Annotated in this window: 15 protein-coding genes and 3 tRNA genes; 5 read left to right on the top strand and 13 right to left on the bottom strand. The window is 70.7% G+C overall.

Annotated elements, in window-relative coordinates; genetic code table 11:
* Window positions 1–449: 449 nt before the first annotated feature.
* From ACQEV2_RS25145 to ACQEV2_RS25115, 7 genes are all read right to left on the bottom strand, one after another.
* Complete coding sequence (locus ACQEV2_RS25145) at window positions 450–1,910, bottom strand: MFS transporter (RefSeq protein ID WP_433045682.1); 1,461 nt, start codon at window positions 1,908–1,910, stop codon at window positions 450–452.
* Between the two features lie 77 nt (window positions 1,911–1,987).
* Window positions 1,988–2,551 (bottom strand): TetR/AcrR family transcriptional regulator, encoded by a 564-nt coding sequence (locus ACQEV2_RS25140; protein WP_433045679.1) that lies wholly within the window; start codon window positions 2,549–2,551, stop codon window positions 1,988–1,990.
* A gap of 127 nt (window positions 2,552–2,678) precedes the next feature.
* The gene (locus ACQEV2_RS25135) at window positions 2,679–3,107 is read right to left on the bottom strand and encodes a MaoC family dehydratase (protein ID WP_433045676.1); all 429 of its coding nucleotides are present in this window, start codon (window positions 3,105–3,107) and stop codon (window positions 2,679–2,681) included.
* Window positions 3,108–3,112: 5 nt separating this feature from the next.
* Window positions 3,113–3,595, bottom strand: coding sequence for an FAS1-like dehydratase domain-containing protein (locus ACQEV2_RS25130; RefSeq protein ID WP_433045673.1), 483 nt, complete (start codon window positions 3,593–3,595; stop codon window positions 3,113–3,115).
* Between the two features lie 143 nt (window positions 3,596–3,738).
* Window positions 3,739–3,903 (bottom strand): 50S ribosomal protein L33, encoded by a 165-nt coding sequence (gene rpmG / locus ACQEV2_RS25125; protein WP_003948671.1) that lies wholly within the window; start codon window positions 3,901–3,903, stop codon window positions 3,739–3,741.
* 90 nt (window positions 3,904–3,993) lie between these two features.
* Window positions 3,994–4,066 (bottom strand) — tRNA-Met (locus ACQEV2_RS25120).
* Between the two features lie 46 nt (window positions 4,067–4,112).
* Window positions 4,113–4,185: transfer RNA gene (locus ACQEV2_RS25115), tRNA-Thr, on the bottom strand.
* Window positions 4,186–4,470: 285 nt separating this feature from the next.
* On the opposite strand from ACQEV2_RS25115, the gene ACQEV2_RS25110 reads away from it, so the two are divergent.
* The 3 genes from ACQEV2_RS25110 (at window position 4,471) to ACQEV2_RS25100 (ending at window position 6,951) form a co-directional block, all read left to right on the top strand.
* A complete protein-coding gene (locus ACQEV2_RS25110; RefSeq protein ID WP_433045670.1) occupies window positions 4,471–5,736 on the top strand; it encodes an amidohydrolase family protein in 1,266 nt (421 codons plus the stop codon).
* Between the two features lie 175 nt (window positions 5,737–5,911).
* The gene (locus tag ACQEV2_RS25105; protein ID WP_433045667.1) at window positions 5,912–6,568 is read left to right on the top strand and encodes an SDR family oxidoreductase; all 657 of its coding nucleotides are present in this window, start codon (window positions 5,912–5,914) and stop codon (window positions 6,566–6,568) included.
* Window positions 6,569–6,570: 2 nt separating this feature from the next.
* Window positions 6,571–6,951, top strand: coding sequence for a nuclear transport factor 2 family protein (locus ACQEV2_RS25100; protein ID WP_433045664.1), 381 nt, complete (start codon window positions 6,571–6,573; stop codon window positions 6,949–6,951).
* A gap of 51 nt (window positions 6,952–7,002) precedes the next feature.
* Here the strand turns inward: ACQEV2_RS25100 and ACQEV2_RS25095 are convergent, their stop codons facing one another.
* Window positions 7,003–7,215, bottom strand: coding sequence for a hypothetical protein (locus ACQEV2_RS25095; protein WP_433045661.1), 213 nt, complete (start codon window positions 7,213–7,215; stop codon window positions 7,003–7,005).
* 86 nt (window positions 7,216–7,301) lie between these two features.
* Window positions 7,302–7,383 (bottom strand) — tRNA-Tyr (locus ACQEV2_RS25090).
* Window positions 7,384–7,608: 225 nt separating this feature from the next.
* Between ACQEV2_RS25090 and ACQEV2_RS25085 the strand changes: the two genes are divergently transcribed.
* Window positions 7,609–8,097, top strand: a complete 489-nt coding sequence (locus ACQEV2_RS25085) for a YajQ family cyclic di-GMP-binding protein (protein ID WP_398820151.1) — start codon at window positions 7,609–7,611, stop codon at window positions 8,095–8,097.
* Between the two features lie 91 nt (window positions 8,098–8,188).
* Here the strand turns inward: ACQEV2_RS25085 and ACQEV2_RS25080 are convergent, their stop codons facing one another.
* The gene (locus ACQEV2_RS25080; protein WP_433045658.1) at window positions 8,189–8,455 is read right to left on the bottom strand and encodes a GlsB/YeaQ/YmgE family stress response membrane protein; all 267 of its coding nucleotides are present in this window, start codon (window positions 8,453–8,455) and stop codon (window positions 8,189–8,191) included.
* A 213-nt stretch (window positions 8,456–8,668) separates the two neighbouring features.
* On the opposite strand from ACQEV2_RS25080, the gene ACQEV2_RS25075 reads away from it, so the two are divergent.
* Window positions 8,669–9,937, top strand: coding sequence for an APC family permease (locus ACQEV2_RS25075; protein ID WP_433045655.1), 1,269 nt, complete (start codon window positions 8,669–8,671; stop codon window positions 9,935–9,937).
* Window positions 9,938–10,303: 366 nt separating this feature from the next.
* Here the strand turns inward: ACQEV2_RS25075 and ACQEV2_RS25070 are convergent, their stop codons facing one another.
* The 3 genes from ACQEV2_RS25070 to htpX all read right to left on the bottom strand — a co-directional run bounded on the left by ACQEV2_RS25070 (window position 10,304) and on the right by htpX (window position 12,223).
* On the bottom strand, window positions 10,304–10,870 hold the full coding sequence (locus ACQEV2_RS25070; RefSeq protein WP_433045652.1) for an SMI1/KNR4 family protein: 567 nt from the start codon (window positions 10,868–10,870) through the stop codon (window positions 10,304–10,306).
* Between the two features lie 97 nt (window positions 10,871–10,967).
* Window positions 10,968–11,363, bottom strand: a complete 396-nt coding sequence (locus ACQEV2_RS25065) for a YccF domain-containing protein (protein WP_433045649.1) — start codon at window positions 11,361–11,363, stop codon at window positions 10,968–10,970.
* Window positions 11,360–12,223: a zinc metalloprotease HtpX gene (gene htpX / locus ACQEV2_RS25060; protein WP_433045646.1), complete on the bottom strand. Its 864-nt coding sequence runs from the start codon at window positions 12,221–12,223 to the stop codon at window positions 11,360–11,362. The genes ACQEV2_RS25065 and htpX overlap by 4 nt, the downstream gene beginning before the upstream one ends.
* Window positions 12,224–12,252: the final 29 nt, after the last annotated feature.

Raw genomic sequence — 12,252 nt, 5'->3', positions numbered from 1 at the left:
TGCCTCCGGCGGCTGGGCGGGATGCCTGCGGCGGCCTGTGTCGCTGGTTGGGGGTGCGCGTAGCGCCTGCGGTCGGTGGGTGGGTCGGGGCCGTGCCGGGGGGTGTCCGTCCTCGGACCGGCGGCTGGACTTAGGCCAGGAGGCACTGCGTGTTGACGCCGGCCACTGCGGGCGGACACCCCCCGGCACGTCCCCTTGCCGCCGTACGCGACCGCGGGCCCGCGGGGGTACGCGCCACCGCCTTACGGCCCGCAGCAGCCTGGGTAGCTGCTGGCCCCTCATGCCCACTTAGCTGCGGCAGTCGTTCCGCTGGGGCGGCACGGGTGGGCGCAGCGGCAGCCCGCCGGCGCCGGGCTGCGCGACCGACCCCGGCCCAGCCCCCGCGCCGGGCCAGCCCCAAGCAGGCGGCCACCCTGTGCCGTGAATCCGGCCCGCCTCCGCGGTGGGGGTCAGCCGGGGATCTTCTCCAGCAAGGGCTCCGGCGCCTGCTCGGTCGGGCTCGCGGCCGTGCCGCGCCGCCGCCCCGCCGGGATCAGCAGCGCCGCGACGCCCGCAAGGGCCACCACCGCGGCGCCGGTGATCAACGCGGGCCGCAGGCCGTCGACGAAGGTCTGGCCGGTCTCGTAGCCGCCCTGCGCGGAGAAGATCGACCCCATGACGGCGATGCCCAGCGCACCGCCGACCTCGCGCAGCGCGTTGTTGGCGCCCGAGGCGATGCCCTGCTCCGAGCCGCGGACGCTGGACATGACCAGGTTGGAGGCGGGGGCGAAGAACAGCGCCATGCCGATGCCGCTGATGATCAGGCCGGGGAGCTGGGCGGCGTAGGAGGCGTCGACGGTGATCACGGAGGCCAGGTAGGCGAGCCCGGCTGCCTGGAGGAACAGGCCGGTGGCGACGACCGGGCGCCCGCCGATGCGGTCGGAGAGGATGCCGGCGATCGGCGCGACGAGCATCGGCATGCCGGTCCACGGCAGCATGCGCAGCCCCGCCTCGGTCGGCGAGTAGCCGAGCACCCCCTGCATGTACTGGCTGAGCAGGAAGATCGACCCGAACATGCCGAGGAACATCAGCATGCTCGCGGCGTTGATCCCGGAGAAGGCCCGGGAACGGAACAGCCGCATCGGCAGCATCGGGTTCTTGGCGCGTGTGCTGTAGAGCACGAAGCCGACGAGCAGCGCCCCTCCGGCGAACAGGCCCGTCAGGACCAGACGGCCGGTCCAGCCGTCGGCAGGGCCGCGCACCAGGCCGTACACGATGCCGAACAGGCCGCCACTGGCCAGCAGGGTGCCGGGGATGTCGAGCGGCGCGCCCGTGCCGTGCGACTCGGCGAGGCGCAGGCGGGCGAGCGGCAGCAGGGCGAGGCCGAGCGGGACGTTCAGCCAGAAGATCCACTGCCAGGAGATGTGCTCGGTGAGGCTGCCCCCGATGAGCGGCCCGGACGCGATCGCCAGCCCGTTGACGGCACCCCAGATGCCGTACGCCATCCCGCGCTTGGCCGCCGGGACGGCCGCTGTCAGCAGGGTCAGCGTCAGCGGCATCATGACGGCCGCGCCCGCGCCCTGGACCGCGCGGGCGGCGATGAGGGAGTCGATGCCGGGCGCGAGGGCCGCGGTGGCGGACGCGCCGGTGAAGATCGTGATGCCGACGAGGAAGAGCCGGCGGCGGCCGAAGCGGTCGCCGAGCGCGGCGCCGAACATCAGCAGGACGGCGAAGGTGAGCGTGTAGGCGCTCACCGTCCACTCCAGGTCGTGCAGTCCTCCACCGAGGTCCTCACGGATGGAGGGCAGCGCGGTGGTGACGACGAGGTTGTCGAGGGCCGCCATGAATCCCGCGACGCTGGTGATGGCGAGGGCCCACACGGGCCCGCCCCGGCCGGTTGTCCGGATGGCTGGTTCGGTGTGGTGTGACATCGCTCCCCCAGGGCGGATAGTTATTGATCACTAACTTTTGAGGGCGTGAAAGGGCATGGCAGTCCCGTGACCTGCCCCTACGACAACTTCTCGGCCCGCTCCGCGGGACCCATCCCCGCCCAGACTCGGTGCTCGGACGGGAAACCCATGGCCACCAGGCAGTTGATGAGCATGCCGTGCGCCAGGAAGGCCGTCGTCTCGCCAGCGTCGGCCCCCAGCGGCAGATGAATGGTGTCCCACAGCCGCATCCACCCGGCCCGCACCGCCTGGCCGAACTCGTGGTCGCCCTCCTGCTCGGCGGCCGCCACGGCGAGGTACAGCTGCATCTGCATCATCAGCCGCTCGGGCTGCTCCGAGACGAGCTTCCGGTACGCGCCACCCATGGCACGCCTGGCCTCCTCGCCCTCCAGCCCCTCGGCGGCCTCCGCGAACATCCGGATGATGTCCTCCACGCACCGCTCCGCCGCCGCCAGGAAGATCGCCTTCTTGCCCGGGAAGAGCCGGAAGAGATACGGCTGCGACACACCGACCCGCTTGGCGATCACCTCGGTCGACGTGCCGTAATAGCCACCGCGCGCGAACTCGGCCATCGCCGCCCGGATGACGCTCTCGCGCCTCTCCTCTGCGCTCATCCTGACCATGAGAAGTAAGTTAGTACTCAATTACTAACCGGGTCAAGGGGTGTCGACAGGAATGGGTGACACCGGACGTGTGTAAGGGGCGCCCCACCATGGAGATCGCCCCTTACCGCACGGCACGCGCGTGCCGTTACGCCAGTCGTACGACCGCCCGCGACATCCCGAGCACCTTCTGCCCGGCGCTCTTCACGGTCAGGTCCACGCGGACCTTGTTGTCGTCGAGCTTGGCCGCGACCTTGCCGTCGACCTCGATCGTGGCGCCCTGGTCGTCGTTCGGTACGACTACGGGCCTGGTGAAGCGGCAGCCGTACTCGACGACCGCGCCCGGGTCGCCGGCCCAGTCGGTGACCACACGGATCGCCTCGGCCATGGTGAACATGCCGTGCGCGATGACGTCCGGCAGCCCGACCTCCTTGGCGAACTTCTCGTTCCAGTGGATGGGGTTGAAGTCACCGGAGGCGCCCGCGTACTGGACGAGCGTGGCACGGGTCACGGGGAAGGTCTGGGCGGGCAGTTCGGTGCCGACCTCGACGTCGTCGTAGGCAATCTTCGCCGTCATCGGTCTCAGGCCTTCCCTTCCTCGGAGCCGGCGGAGTCGGCGGAGTCCGCGGGGCGGGCCACCAGCTTCGTCCAGGCGGTCACCACGTGCTCGCCCGCCTCGTCGTGGACCTCGCCGCGGATGTCCAGGATCTCGTTGCCCGCCATGGTCTTGATCGTCTCGATGGTCGAGGTGACGGTCAGCCGGTCGCCGGCGCGCACCGGGCGGGTGTAGGCGAACTTCTGGTCACCGTGCACCACACGGCTGTAGTCCAGACCCAGCTGGGGGTCCTGGACCACCTGTCCCGCGGCCTTGTAGGTGATCGCGAAGACGAAGGTCGGCGGGGCGATCACATCGGGGTGCCCGAGCGCCTTGGCCGCCTCCGGGTCCGTGTACGCCGGGTTGGCGTCCCCCACCGCCTCCGCGAACTCACGGATCTTCTCCCGGCCCACCTCATAGGGGTCGGTGGGCGGGTAGCTCCGCCCCACGAAGGACTGGTCGAGCGCCATGGCTCGGCACCTCCTGCTGTCTGCTGTGACTGACCTGCTGGTTCGCGTGGCTGCCCGGGTCGGCCGGAACCGACCGGTAACCGGGGCGGAAACGACGCGAGGCCGCCCCCGACTATGGGGGCGGCCTCGCGTACGAGCCTGATTTATCGCGTCTCGCGGTGCGCGGTGTGCGCGTTGCAACGCGGGCAGTGCTTCTTCATCTCAAGACGGTCCGGGTTGTTACGCCGGTTCTTCTTGGTGATGTAGTTCCGCTCCTTGCACTCCACGCAGGCCAGCGTGATCTTCGGGCGGACGTCGGTGGCAGCCACGTGAGTGCTCCTAAGACGAACAGATGGACTGATTCAACGCAAGAAAGAGTAGCCGATCGAAGGACCGACCCCGCAATCGGCTACTGTCAGTAGCGGTGACCGGACTTGAACCGGTGACACAGCGATTATGAGCCGCTTGCTCTACCGACTGAGCTACACCGCTGCGATGCGATCGGACCCCGCCTTGCGGCGGGAACCTCTCACACCAGAGCCCCAAAACGGAATCGAACCGTTGACCTTCTCCTTACCATGGAGACGCTCTGCCGACTGAGCTATTGGGGCGAGCGATGAAGACATTACACGCTCGGCTGCCGTTCACCCAAATCCGTTTCGCGGCACCTCCCCGCGGCCGATCGGCGGGCTGCACAGACACCTCGCAGGCCACTGCGGTACCGCGGCGGGGCTCCCGTTCGGCGGACCACACCGGTACGACTATTGCGCTCCTGCGCGCCAGGGCCGGATCGTCACCCTAGGCTCGTCTCACTCTGCGTGATCTTGCGTGCCCGGCAAAGTTCCCAGCACCGTCCCCCGCAGCCCCGATGCGCAGCCCCGAGCCTCTGGAACGCGATGCCCGACAGTCAGCCCCAGCCGCCCCACTCGTCGTCCTCGTCGGGCTCGTCCGGACCGGCCGACCCGTCCGCACTGCTGCTGTGCGGGGCGCGGCTCACCGACGGCCGGACCGTGGACGTACGGCTGGTCGGCGGGCGCATCGAGGCGGTCGGTACGGCCGGGAGCCTGGCGGGGGACGGCACGCGCGCGTGCGGTGCGCGCGTGGACCTCAGCGGCTATCTGCTCCTGCCGGCCCCGGCCGAACCGCACGCCCACGGCGACACCGCTCTCTCCGCCGACGCGGGTGGCCCGGTCTCGTACGACCCCCCCGACGTCCAGCGCCGGGCCACCGAGGCCGCCCTGCTGCAGCTCGGGCACGGGGCGACCGCGCTACGGGCACACGTGCGCGTGGGCGACGTCCAGGAGCTGAGCGCGCTGGCCGCCGTACTGCAGGCACGGCGTTCGCTGCGCGGGCTCACCGAGTTGACGACGGTGGCGATGCCCCGGCTGCTGACCGGTGTGGCCGGTGCCGACGGGCTCGCGATGCTCCGGGACGCCCTGAAGATGGGCGCCTCGGTGGTCGGCGGCTGTCCCGACCTGGACCCGGATCCGACGGGTTACGTGGAGGCGGTCCTGGAGGTCGCCTCGGAACACGGCTGCCCCGTCGACCTGCACACCGACGCCACCGACCCGGCACGCCTGGCCCGCCTCGCCGCGATGGCCGGCGGGCTGCGCCCCGGCGTGACACTCGGCCCGTGCGGCGGCCTGGGGCGCCTGCCGGCCCAGGCCGCCTCCCGCACCGCGGACCAGCTCGCCGCGGCCGGGGTGACGGTCGTGTGCCTGCCGCAGGGCGGCTGCGGGGGCGTGGAACGGCGGGCCACGGCGCCCGTACGACTGCTGCGCGCTGCCGGCGTACGCGTCGCGGCCGGGAGCGGCGCCCTGAGGGACGTATCGAACCCCGTGGGACGCGGGGACCCGCTGGAGGCCGCCTACCTGCTCTCCTCGCGTCACGGGCTGCGCCCCGAGGACGCCTACGACGCGGTGAGCGGGTCGGCGCGTGCGGTGCTGGGCCTGCCCGAGGTGCGGGTGGAGGCGGGCTTCCCGGCCGAGCTGCTGGCGGTACGCGGGGAACGGCTGGCGGGGGCGCTCTCCCTCGCGTACAGCCGCATCGTGGTGCATCGGGGGCGCGTGGTGGCACGGACGAGCGCGGTGCGGGAGTACTGCAACTCGGCTGTCGCCGCGGAGTTGGGGTTGCCGCGGCAGGGGCGGGGGGAGTTGTCGTGAGCGGTGGGAGTGCGCCGGGGTGCGCCTGCGGCTCGTGCGCCCAGTGCCTCCGCGTGGGTTGTGCGCCCCGAGATGCGCGCTGTGCACGACAGGGGCGTGACTGTGCGCTCGCGTGATGTGAGGCGCGGCTGAAGTCGTGCGGCGGATGCGTCCGTCCGGGCGTACGGTCGGAAACATGCGCATTGTCATCGCTGGTGGTCATGGTCAGATCGCGCTGCGGCTGGAGAAGCTGCTCGCCGCGCGCGGGGACGAGGTCGCGGGGATCATCCGCAAGGCCGAACAGAGCGGCGACCTGCGGGAAGCCGGTGCCGAACCCGTCCTGCTGGACCTGGAGTCGGCCTCAGTCGAGGAGGTCGCGACCCGGTTGCGGGGCGCGGACGCGGCGGTCTTCGCGGCCGGCGCGGGCCCCGGCAGCGGGACGGCCCGCAAGGACACGGTGGACAAGGGAGCGGCGGTCCTGTTCGCGGACGCGGCGGTCCAGGCGGGCGTACGGCGCTTCCTGGTGGTGTCGTCGATGGGCGCGGACCCGAAGCACGAGGGCGACGACGTCTTCGACGTCTACCTGCGCGCCAAGGGCGCCGCCGACGAGTACGTCCGCGGCCTGGACGCCCTGGACTGGACGATCCTGCGCCCCGGCATGCTGACGAACGACGCCGGAACCGGCCTGGTACGCCTGGAGGCACGCACCGGCCGCGGCCCCATCCCGCGCGACGACGTGGCCGCCGTACTCGCGGAGTTGCTCGACACTCCGGCGACGGCCGGTCTGACGCTCGAACTGATCAGCGGATCGACTCCGGTGTCGGTGGCGGTGAAGTCGGTGGCGGGGAACTGACGTTGGACACCGAGGGGGTTCCCGCCGCGCAGGAGACGCTGTTGCGGCGCATGTACGAGGTCTTCTCGACGGACGAGCGAGAGGCCTTCATCGAACAGTGTCTCGCGCCCGACGTGGACTGGCCGAACGTTCTCGACGGAGTCCGCCTCCACGGCCGCGAGGCGGTACGCGCGTACTGGGCGCGGCAGTTCGCCGCCGGGCATCCTCTCGTACGGCTGGAGGGCCTGCGCCCGGACCATGACGGCGAGGCGGTGGTGGCGACCGTACGGCCGGGGATGCGCGTCGCGTCGGGCAACCGGTGGGCCGAGGAGACCGTCGAGCATGTGTACTGGTTCGACGGGGACGGCCTGGTGAGGCGGATGGATGTGCGGGCGGGCGCCTGAGGCGCGGGGCCGCGTGAGGTGCGGGGCCGCGGTGGGGGCGCTTTCAGAACCTCAGAACAGCGGCAGCTGCCCGGGGAACTCGGGCACTGCGTACCCGTCCAGGGCGGGCTGTGCGGCCCCGAGTTGCGCCTGCCGCCGGGAGCCGGGGCACGACACGAGTTCCCCGTTCTCGCGCGCGCCGGGTGGGTCGTGCCGCGCGAACCGACCGGCGACGACAGCGATCTCACGACGGCACTCGGGGCAGCTTCTGCGACGCGTGGCCATGGGGTCAGTGTGCCTCGGGCGTGGCGCTGGAACGCGAAAACCCCCTCCGATCAACGTTTCCGCAGATTGGAGGGGGTTTCCCAGTGTGGCGGCGCCAGGATTCGAACCTGGGAAGGCTGAGCCGGCAGATTTACAGTCTGCTCCCTTTGGCCGCTCGGGCACACCGCCGGGTTTGCTGCCGTTCGAACCGCTTTTCGGCGGTGCTCCGTGGCAACGACGTAAACAATACCCGATGCACAGGGGTGCTTCGCCACCCGATTGATCGCCTCCCGGGGGACGCCGGGTGGCTAGGCTTGTCCGGATGCGGTCCGGGGCTGTCCCCGGGCTCGGCGGCCACCCCCACGCCTGCCGATACGCACCCCACACGCACCCCGATACAAGGAGCCACAGGACATGGCCGACTCCAGTTTCGACATCGTCTCGAAGGTCGAGCGGCAGGAGGTCGACAACGCCCTCAACCAGGCCGCCAAGGAGATCTCGCAGCGCTACGACTTCAAGGGCGTGGGTGCCTCGATCTCGTGGTCCGGTGAAAAGATCCTGATGGAGGCGAACTCCGAGGACCGGGTGAAGGCTGTCCTCGACGTCTTCCAGTCCAAGCTGATCAAGCGCGGGATCTCGCTGAAGGCCCTGGACGCGGGCGAGCCCCAGCTCTCGGGCAAGGAGTACAAGATCTTCGCGTCGATCGAGGAGGGCATCTCCCAGGAGAACGCGAAGAAGGTGGCGAAGATCATTCGCGACGAGGGCCCGAAGGGCGTGAAGGCCCAGGTCCAGGGCGACGAGCTGCGGGTCAGCTCGAAGAGCCGGGACGACCTGCAGACCGTGATCGCCCTGCTGAAGGGCAAGGACTTCGACTTCGCGATTCAGTTCGTGAACTACCGGTGAGCCGCTGACTCACTGTCGCGCGAGAAGGGTGGGCACCTGTCGGTGCCCACCCTTCTCGCCTGCTGGCTGCGGTCCGGGGTGTGCTCCTCGCTCAGTTGCGCGAGTGGCCGAACAGGATGCGGTAGGCGATCAGGAGCACGAGTGAGCCGCCGATCGCGGCGGCCCAGGTGGTGCCGTCGTAGAAGTCCCTGGTGATGGGGTGGTCCAGCCAGCGGGCCGAGATCCAGCCGCCGATGAACGCGCCCGCGATGCCGATGATCGTCGTGCCGATGAAGCCGCCCGGGTCCCGCCCCGGCAGCAGGAACTTGGCGATGGCCCCGGCCAACAGCCCCAGGATGATCCAGCTGATGATGGTCATGCCCTGAACCTGCCCTTCCGCGCTGTGCTGTCACTGTCCGACCTGTGTGACTTCCGTGCGGACAGGTTGTGCGTGGCGCGATGTGCGTGTGCCTTGCGCGCTGCGTGCCGCTCGGCGGTGAGACGGGCTCGTGGCGCGCTTGTTCGTGCCTTGTTGAGGAAGGGGACGTCACTGCGGCACCCCTCGGTTGCACTGATCAGTAGGGTTCGGGCCATGACAGGCTCCACTGCTCCTTCCGAGCTGCGACGCACCCTGGGCGTCGGAGACGCCGTAGTCATCGGGCTCGGCTCGATGATCGGGGCCGGGATCTTCGCCGCCCTGGCACCCGCCGCGCACGCGGCCGGATCAGGGCTGCTGCTCGGGCTCGCGGTCGCGGCCGTGGTCGCCTACTGCAACGCCACCTCGTCGGCACGGCTGGCCGCGCTGTATCCGGCCTCGGGCGGCACGTACGTGTACGGCCGCGAGCGGCTCGGGGAGTTCTGGGGGTATCTCGCGGGCTGGTCGTTCGTGGTGGGCAAGACGGCCTCCTGTGCGGCGATGGCGCTCACAGTGGGCGCGTACGTCTGGCCCGGGCAGGCGCACGCGGTGGCAGTCGCGGCCGTGGTGGCGCTGACCGCGGTGAACTACGGCGGCGTCCAGAAGTCCGCCTGGCTGACCCGGGCGATCGTTGCGGTGGTCCTGGCTGTCCTCGCTTGTGTGGTGGTCGTGTGTCTGGGATCCGGGGAGTCCGATGCCGGACGCCTGGACGTCGGGGCCTCGGGAGGCGTGGGCGGGGTGCTGCAGGCGGCGGGGCTGCTGTTCTTCGCGTTCGCCGGGTACGCGCGGATCGCGACCCTGGGTGAGGAGGTGCGGGATCCCGCACGCACCATCCCCCGGGCGATTCCGCTGGCCCTGGGCATCGCGCTGGGGGTGTACGCGTGTGTGGCGGTGGCTGTCCTTTCCGTGCTGGGGCCGGAGGGTCTCGGGGACGCGGGCGCGCCGCTGGCCGACGCGGTGCGGGCGGCCGGGGTGCCGGGGCTGGCGCCGGTGGTGCGGGTGGGTGCGGCCGTCGCCGCGTTGGGCTCGCTGCTCGCCCTGATCCTGGGCGTCTCGCGGACGACGCTGGCCATGGCCCGCGACCGGCATCTGCCCGGCGCCCTGGCAGCTGTGCATCCGCGCTTCCAGGTGCCGCACCGGGCCGAACTGGCCGTGGGTGCTGTGGTCGCGGTCCTGGCCGCCACGGTGGACGTGCGCGGCGCGATCGGGTTCTCCTCCTTCGGTGTGCTGGCGTACTACGCGGTGGCTAACGCATCGGCGTGGACCCTCGACTCGAAGCCGACTGCGCGGGTCGTGCCGGCGGTGGGGCTCCTCGGGTGTGTAGTGCTGGCGTTCTCGCTTCCGGGGGTATCGGTCGTCACCGGTGCGGGGGTGCTGGTGGTGGGTGTGGTCGCGTACGGGGTGCGGCAGTGGGCGGTGGAGCGGTCGGGTGGCAGCGGGCGATAGGCCGGTCGGTACAGGTGTCGGGCTCGCTTTTGAGGGCTGGCGGGCTCGGGCGCGTACGGCCGTCCGGGCGGGCGGCGTCCTAGCCGGCGGTTCGGGCGGCCGGGGCAGAACACCGGGGTGCGCTGGACGTCACCGGAGGCTCGGGAGGTAGCCCGGCCCGCTGATCAGCCGGCGCGACCCGCTCGACGGGCCGTCGGCCGTCGGCCGAGTCGGCGGCGAGCGGACCGTTCGACCCTCGCCCGCGCGCCCGCACAATCGACAAACCTGACTGCCGACGGCGAACTTGCGCAATCGCCTCACTCGGCCGCGAGCAGCCCACTCAGCGCCCGTCGGTGGGCCCAGTCGGCGACCGGAGGTCACACCTCCTCAGGACGCCCGCGCCACCGCCGTACGTATGCGGAAGTCGGCCCAAGGGGCCATCTCCACCTCGTCGTTCGTCTCCTCGTACCAACCCGTGCCGTCGACCCAGTAGCGCAGCCAGTCCGTGAGGCTGGGGGCGTCCACGTACCACGCCTGGTCGGCGTCGTCGGCGTTCGGTTCGAAGAGCAGGACGGTGGCCTGGGGGCTGCGGCAATCCACGCACGCGTACATCGCGCAGCCCCAGTGGGATATCGGCAGGACGCCTTCGGGCCAGGGCCAGTCGGGGTCCTTGCTGGCGCTCTCGCGGTTGGCCAGATACTGCGTGACGGCGGCGGGCTCGCCGGCCGGTGGGCTGTCGAGCAGGGGCAACAGGCCGTACTCCGGGCCGAATCCGCCGTCTCCTATGCGCAGGTAGAGGTCGGCGAGCAGTGGGGGCAGGCGGAAGCCGAGGGCGGCCTCGGCACGGGCCAGGGTGGCCGCGTCCACGGGCTCGGGGAGTGAAGGCCAGCCCCACGGGCGGGTGTTGCGGGCCTTGTCCGCCACCCTCGTCAGCAACTGCTCGTTCTCGGTCATGGCTTCATGATGCAAGCCGCCACTGACAATCGGTCCGGCCTGTGGACAACCACCGGGTTGTGGAAAACCTGCGGTCGGCCTACCCGCCCCACCACACCTACCAGCGCGACGAGAAGGGCTGGTCCGTCGAGACGATTTCGCGGCCCAGCGGGAACAGCGACACCGGGATCAGCTTGAAGTTGGCGACGCCGAACGGGATGCCGATGATCGTCACGCACAGGGCGATGCCGGTGACGATGTGGCCGATGGCCAGCCACCAGCCCGCGAGGACCAGCCACAGGACGTTGCCTATGCAGGAGGGCGCTCCGGCGTCGCGGCGCTCGACCGTGGTGTACCCGAAGGGCCACAGGGCGTAGATGCCGATGCGGAAAGCCGCGATGCCGAACGGGATGCCGATGATCGTGATGCAGAGCAGAAGGCCCGCGAGCATGTAGCCGAGGAACAGCCAGAAGCCGCTCAGGACGAGCCAGATGACGTTGAGGATGGTCTTCACTGTGGGGTGCCTGCCATCTTTTCGAGCCGGGCGATTCGGTCCGCCATCGGCGGGTGGGTGGAGAACATCTTCGAGAACCCCTGCCCCGGACGGAAGGGGTTCGCGATCATCATGTGGCTGGCGGTCTCGATGCGGGGCTCGGGGGGCAGTGGGAGCTGCTTGGTCCCGAGTTCGAGCTTGCGCAGGGCGCTTGCGAGGGCGAGCGGATCGCCGGTGAGCTGGGCGCCGGAGGCGTCGGCCTCGAACTCCCTGGAGCGGCTGATGGCCAGCTGGATCAGGGTGGCCGCGAGCGGGCCAAGGATCATGATGAGCAGCATGCCGAGAATGCCGGGGCCCTCGTCGTCGTCGGAGCGGCCGATCGGGATCAGCCAGGCGAAGTTGACCAGGAACATGATCACTGAGGCGAGGGCGCCGGCGACCGACGAGATCAGGATGTCGCGGTTGTAGACGTGGCTGAGCTCGTGGCCGATGACGCCGCGCAGTTCGCGCTCGTCGAGGAGGCGCAGGATGCCTTCGGTGCAGCACACGGCGGCGTTACGCGGGTTGCGGCCCGTCGCGAACGCGTTCGGCGCCTCCGTCGGGGAGATGTAGAGGCGGGGCATGGGCTGGCGGGCCTGCGTGGAGAGTTCGCGGACCATGCGGTAGAGCCTTGGGGCCTCGAACTCGCTGACCGGGCGGGCACGCATCGCGCGTAGCGCAAGCTTGTCGCTGTTCCAGTACGCGTAGGCGTTCGTGCCCAGCGCGATCAGGACCGCGACGACGAGCCCCATGCGGCCGAAGAAGCTGCCGATGACGATGATGAGTGCGGACAGTCCCCCGAGGAGTACTGCGGTCCTGAGCCCGTTGTGCCGGCGGTGCACGGTACGCCCTCCAAGTGGTGCGGCAGGGG

The organism is Streptomyces sp. CA-251387, assembly GCF_050936625.1.
Lineage (GTDB): Bacteria > Actinomycetota > Actinomycetes > Streptomycetales > Streptomycetaceae > Streptomyces.
Note: the sequence above shows the minus strand (reverse complement) of the source record. Positions and strands in the feature narration are given on the sequence as shown.

What these genes read in the sequence shown, in the direction of transcription:
- ACQEV2_RS25145 (WP_433045682.1), bottom strand. Translation starts at nt 1,910, where the DNA reads ATGTCACACCACACCGAACCAGCCATCCGGACAACCGGCCGGGGCGGG.
- ACQEV2_RS25140 (WP_433045679.1), bottom strand. Translation starts at nt 2,551, where the DNA reads ATGGTCAGGATGAGCGCAGAGGAGAGGCGCGAGAGCGTCATCCGGGCG.
- ACQEV2_RS25135 (WP_433045676.1), bottom strand. Translation starts at nt 3,107, where the DNA reads ATGACGGCGAAGATTGCCTACGACGACGTCGAGGTCGGCACCGAACTG.
- ACQEV2_RS25130 (WP_433045673.1), bottom strand. Translation starts at nt 3,595, where the DNA reads ATGGCGCTCGACCAGTCCTTCGTGGGGCGGAGCTACCCGCCCACCGAC.
- ACQEV2_RS25110 (WP_433045670.1), top strand. Translation starts at nt 4,471, where the DNA reads ATGCCCGACAGTCAGCCCCAGCCGCCCCACTCGTCGTCCTCGTCGGGC.
- ACQEV2_RS25105 (WP_433045667.1), top strand. Translation starts at nt 5,912, where the DNA reads ATGCGCATTGTCATCGCTGGTGGTCATGGTCAGATCGCGCTGCGGCTG.
- ACQEV2_RS25095 (WP_433045661.1), bottom strand. Translation starts at nt 7,215, where the DNA reads ATGGCCACGCGTCGCAGAAGCTGCCCCGAGTGCCGTCGTGAGATCGCT.
- ACQEV2_RS25085 (WP_398820151.1), top strand. Translation starts at nt 7,609, where the DNA reads ATGGCCGACTCCAGTTTCGACATCGTCTCGAAGGTCGAGCGGCAGGAG.
- ACQEV2_RS25080 (WP_433045658.1), bottom strand. Translation starts at nt 8,455, where the DNA reads ATGACCATCATCAGCTGGATCATCCTGGGGCTGTTGGCCGGGGCCATC.
- ACQEV2_RS25075 (WP_433045655.1), top strand. Translation starts at nt 8,669, where the DNA reads ATGACAGGCTCCACTGCTCCTTCCGAGCTGCGACGCACCCTGGGCGTC.
- ACQEV2_RS25070 (WP_433045652.1), bottom strand. Translation starts at nt 10,870, where the DNA reads ATGACCGAGAACGAGCAGTTGCTGACGAGGGTGGCGGACAAGGCCCGC.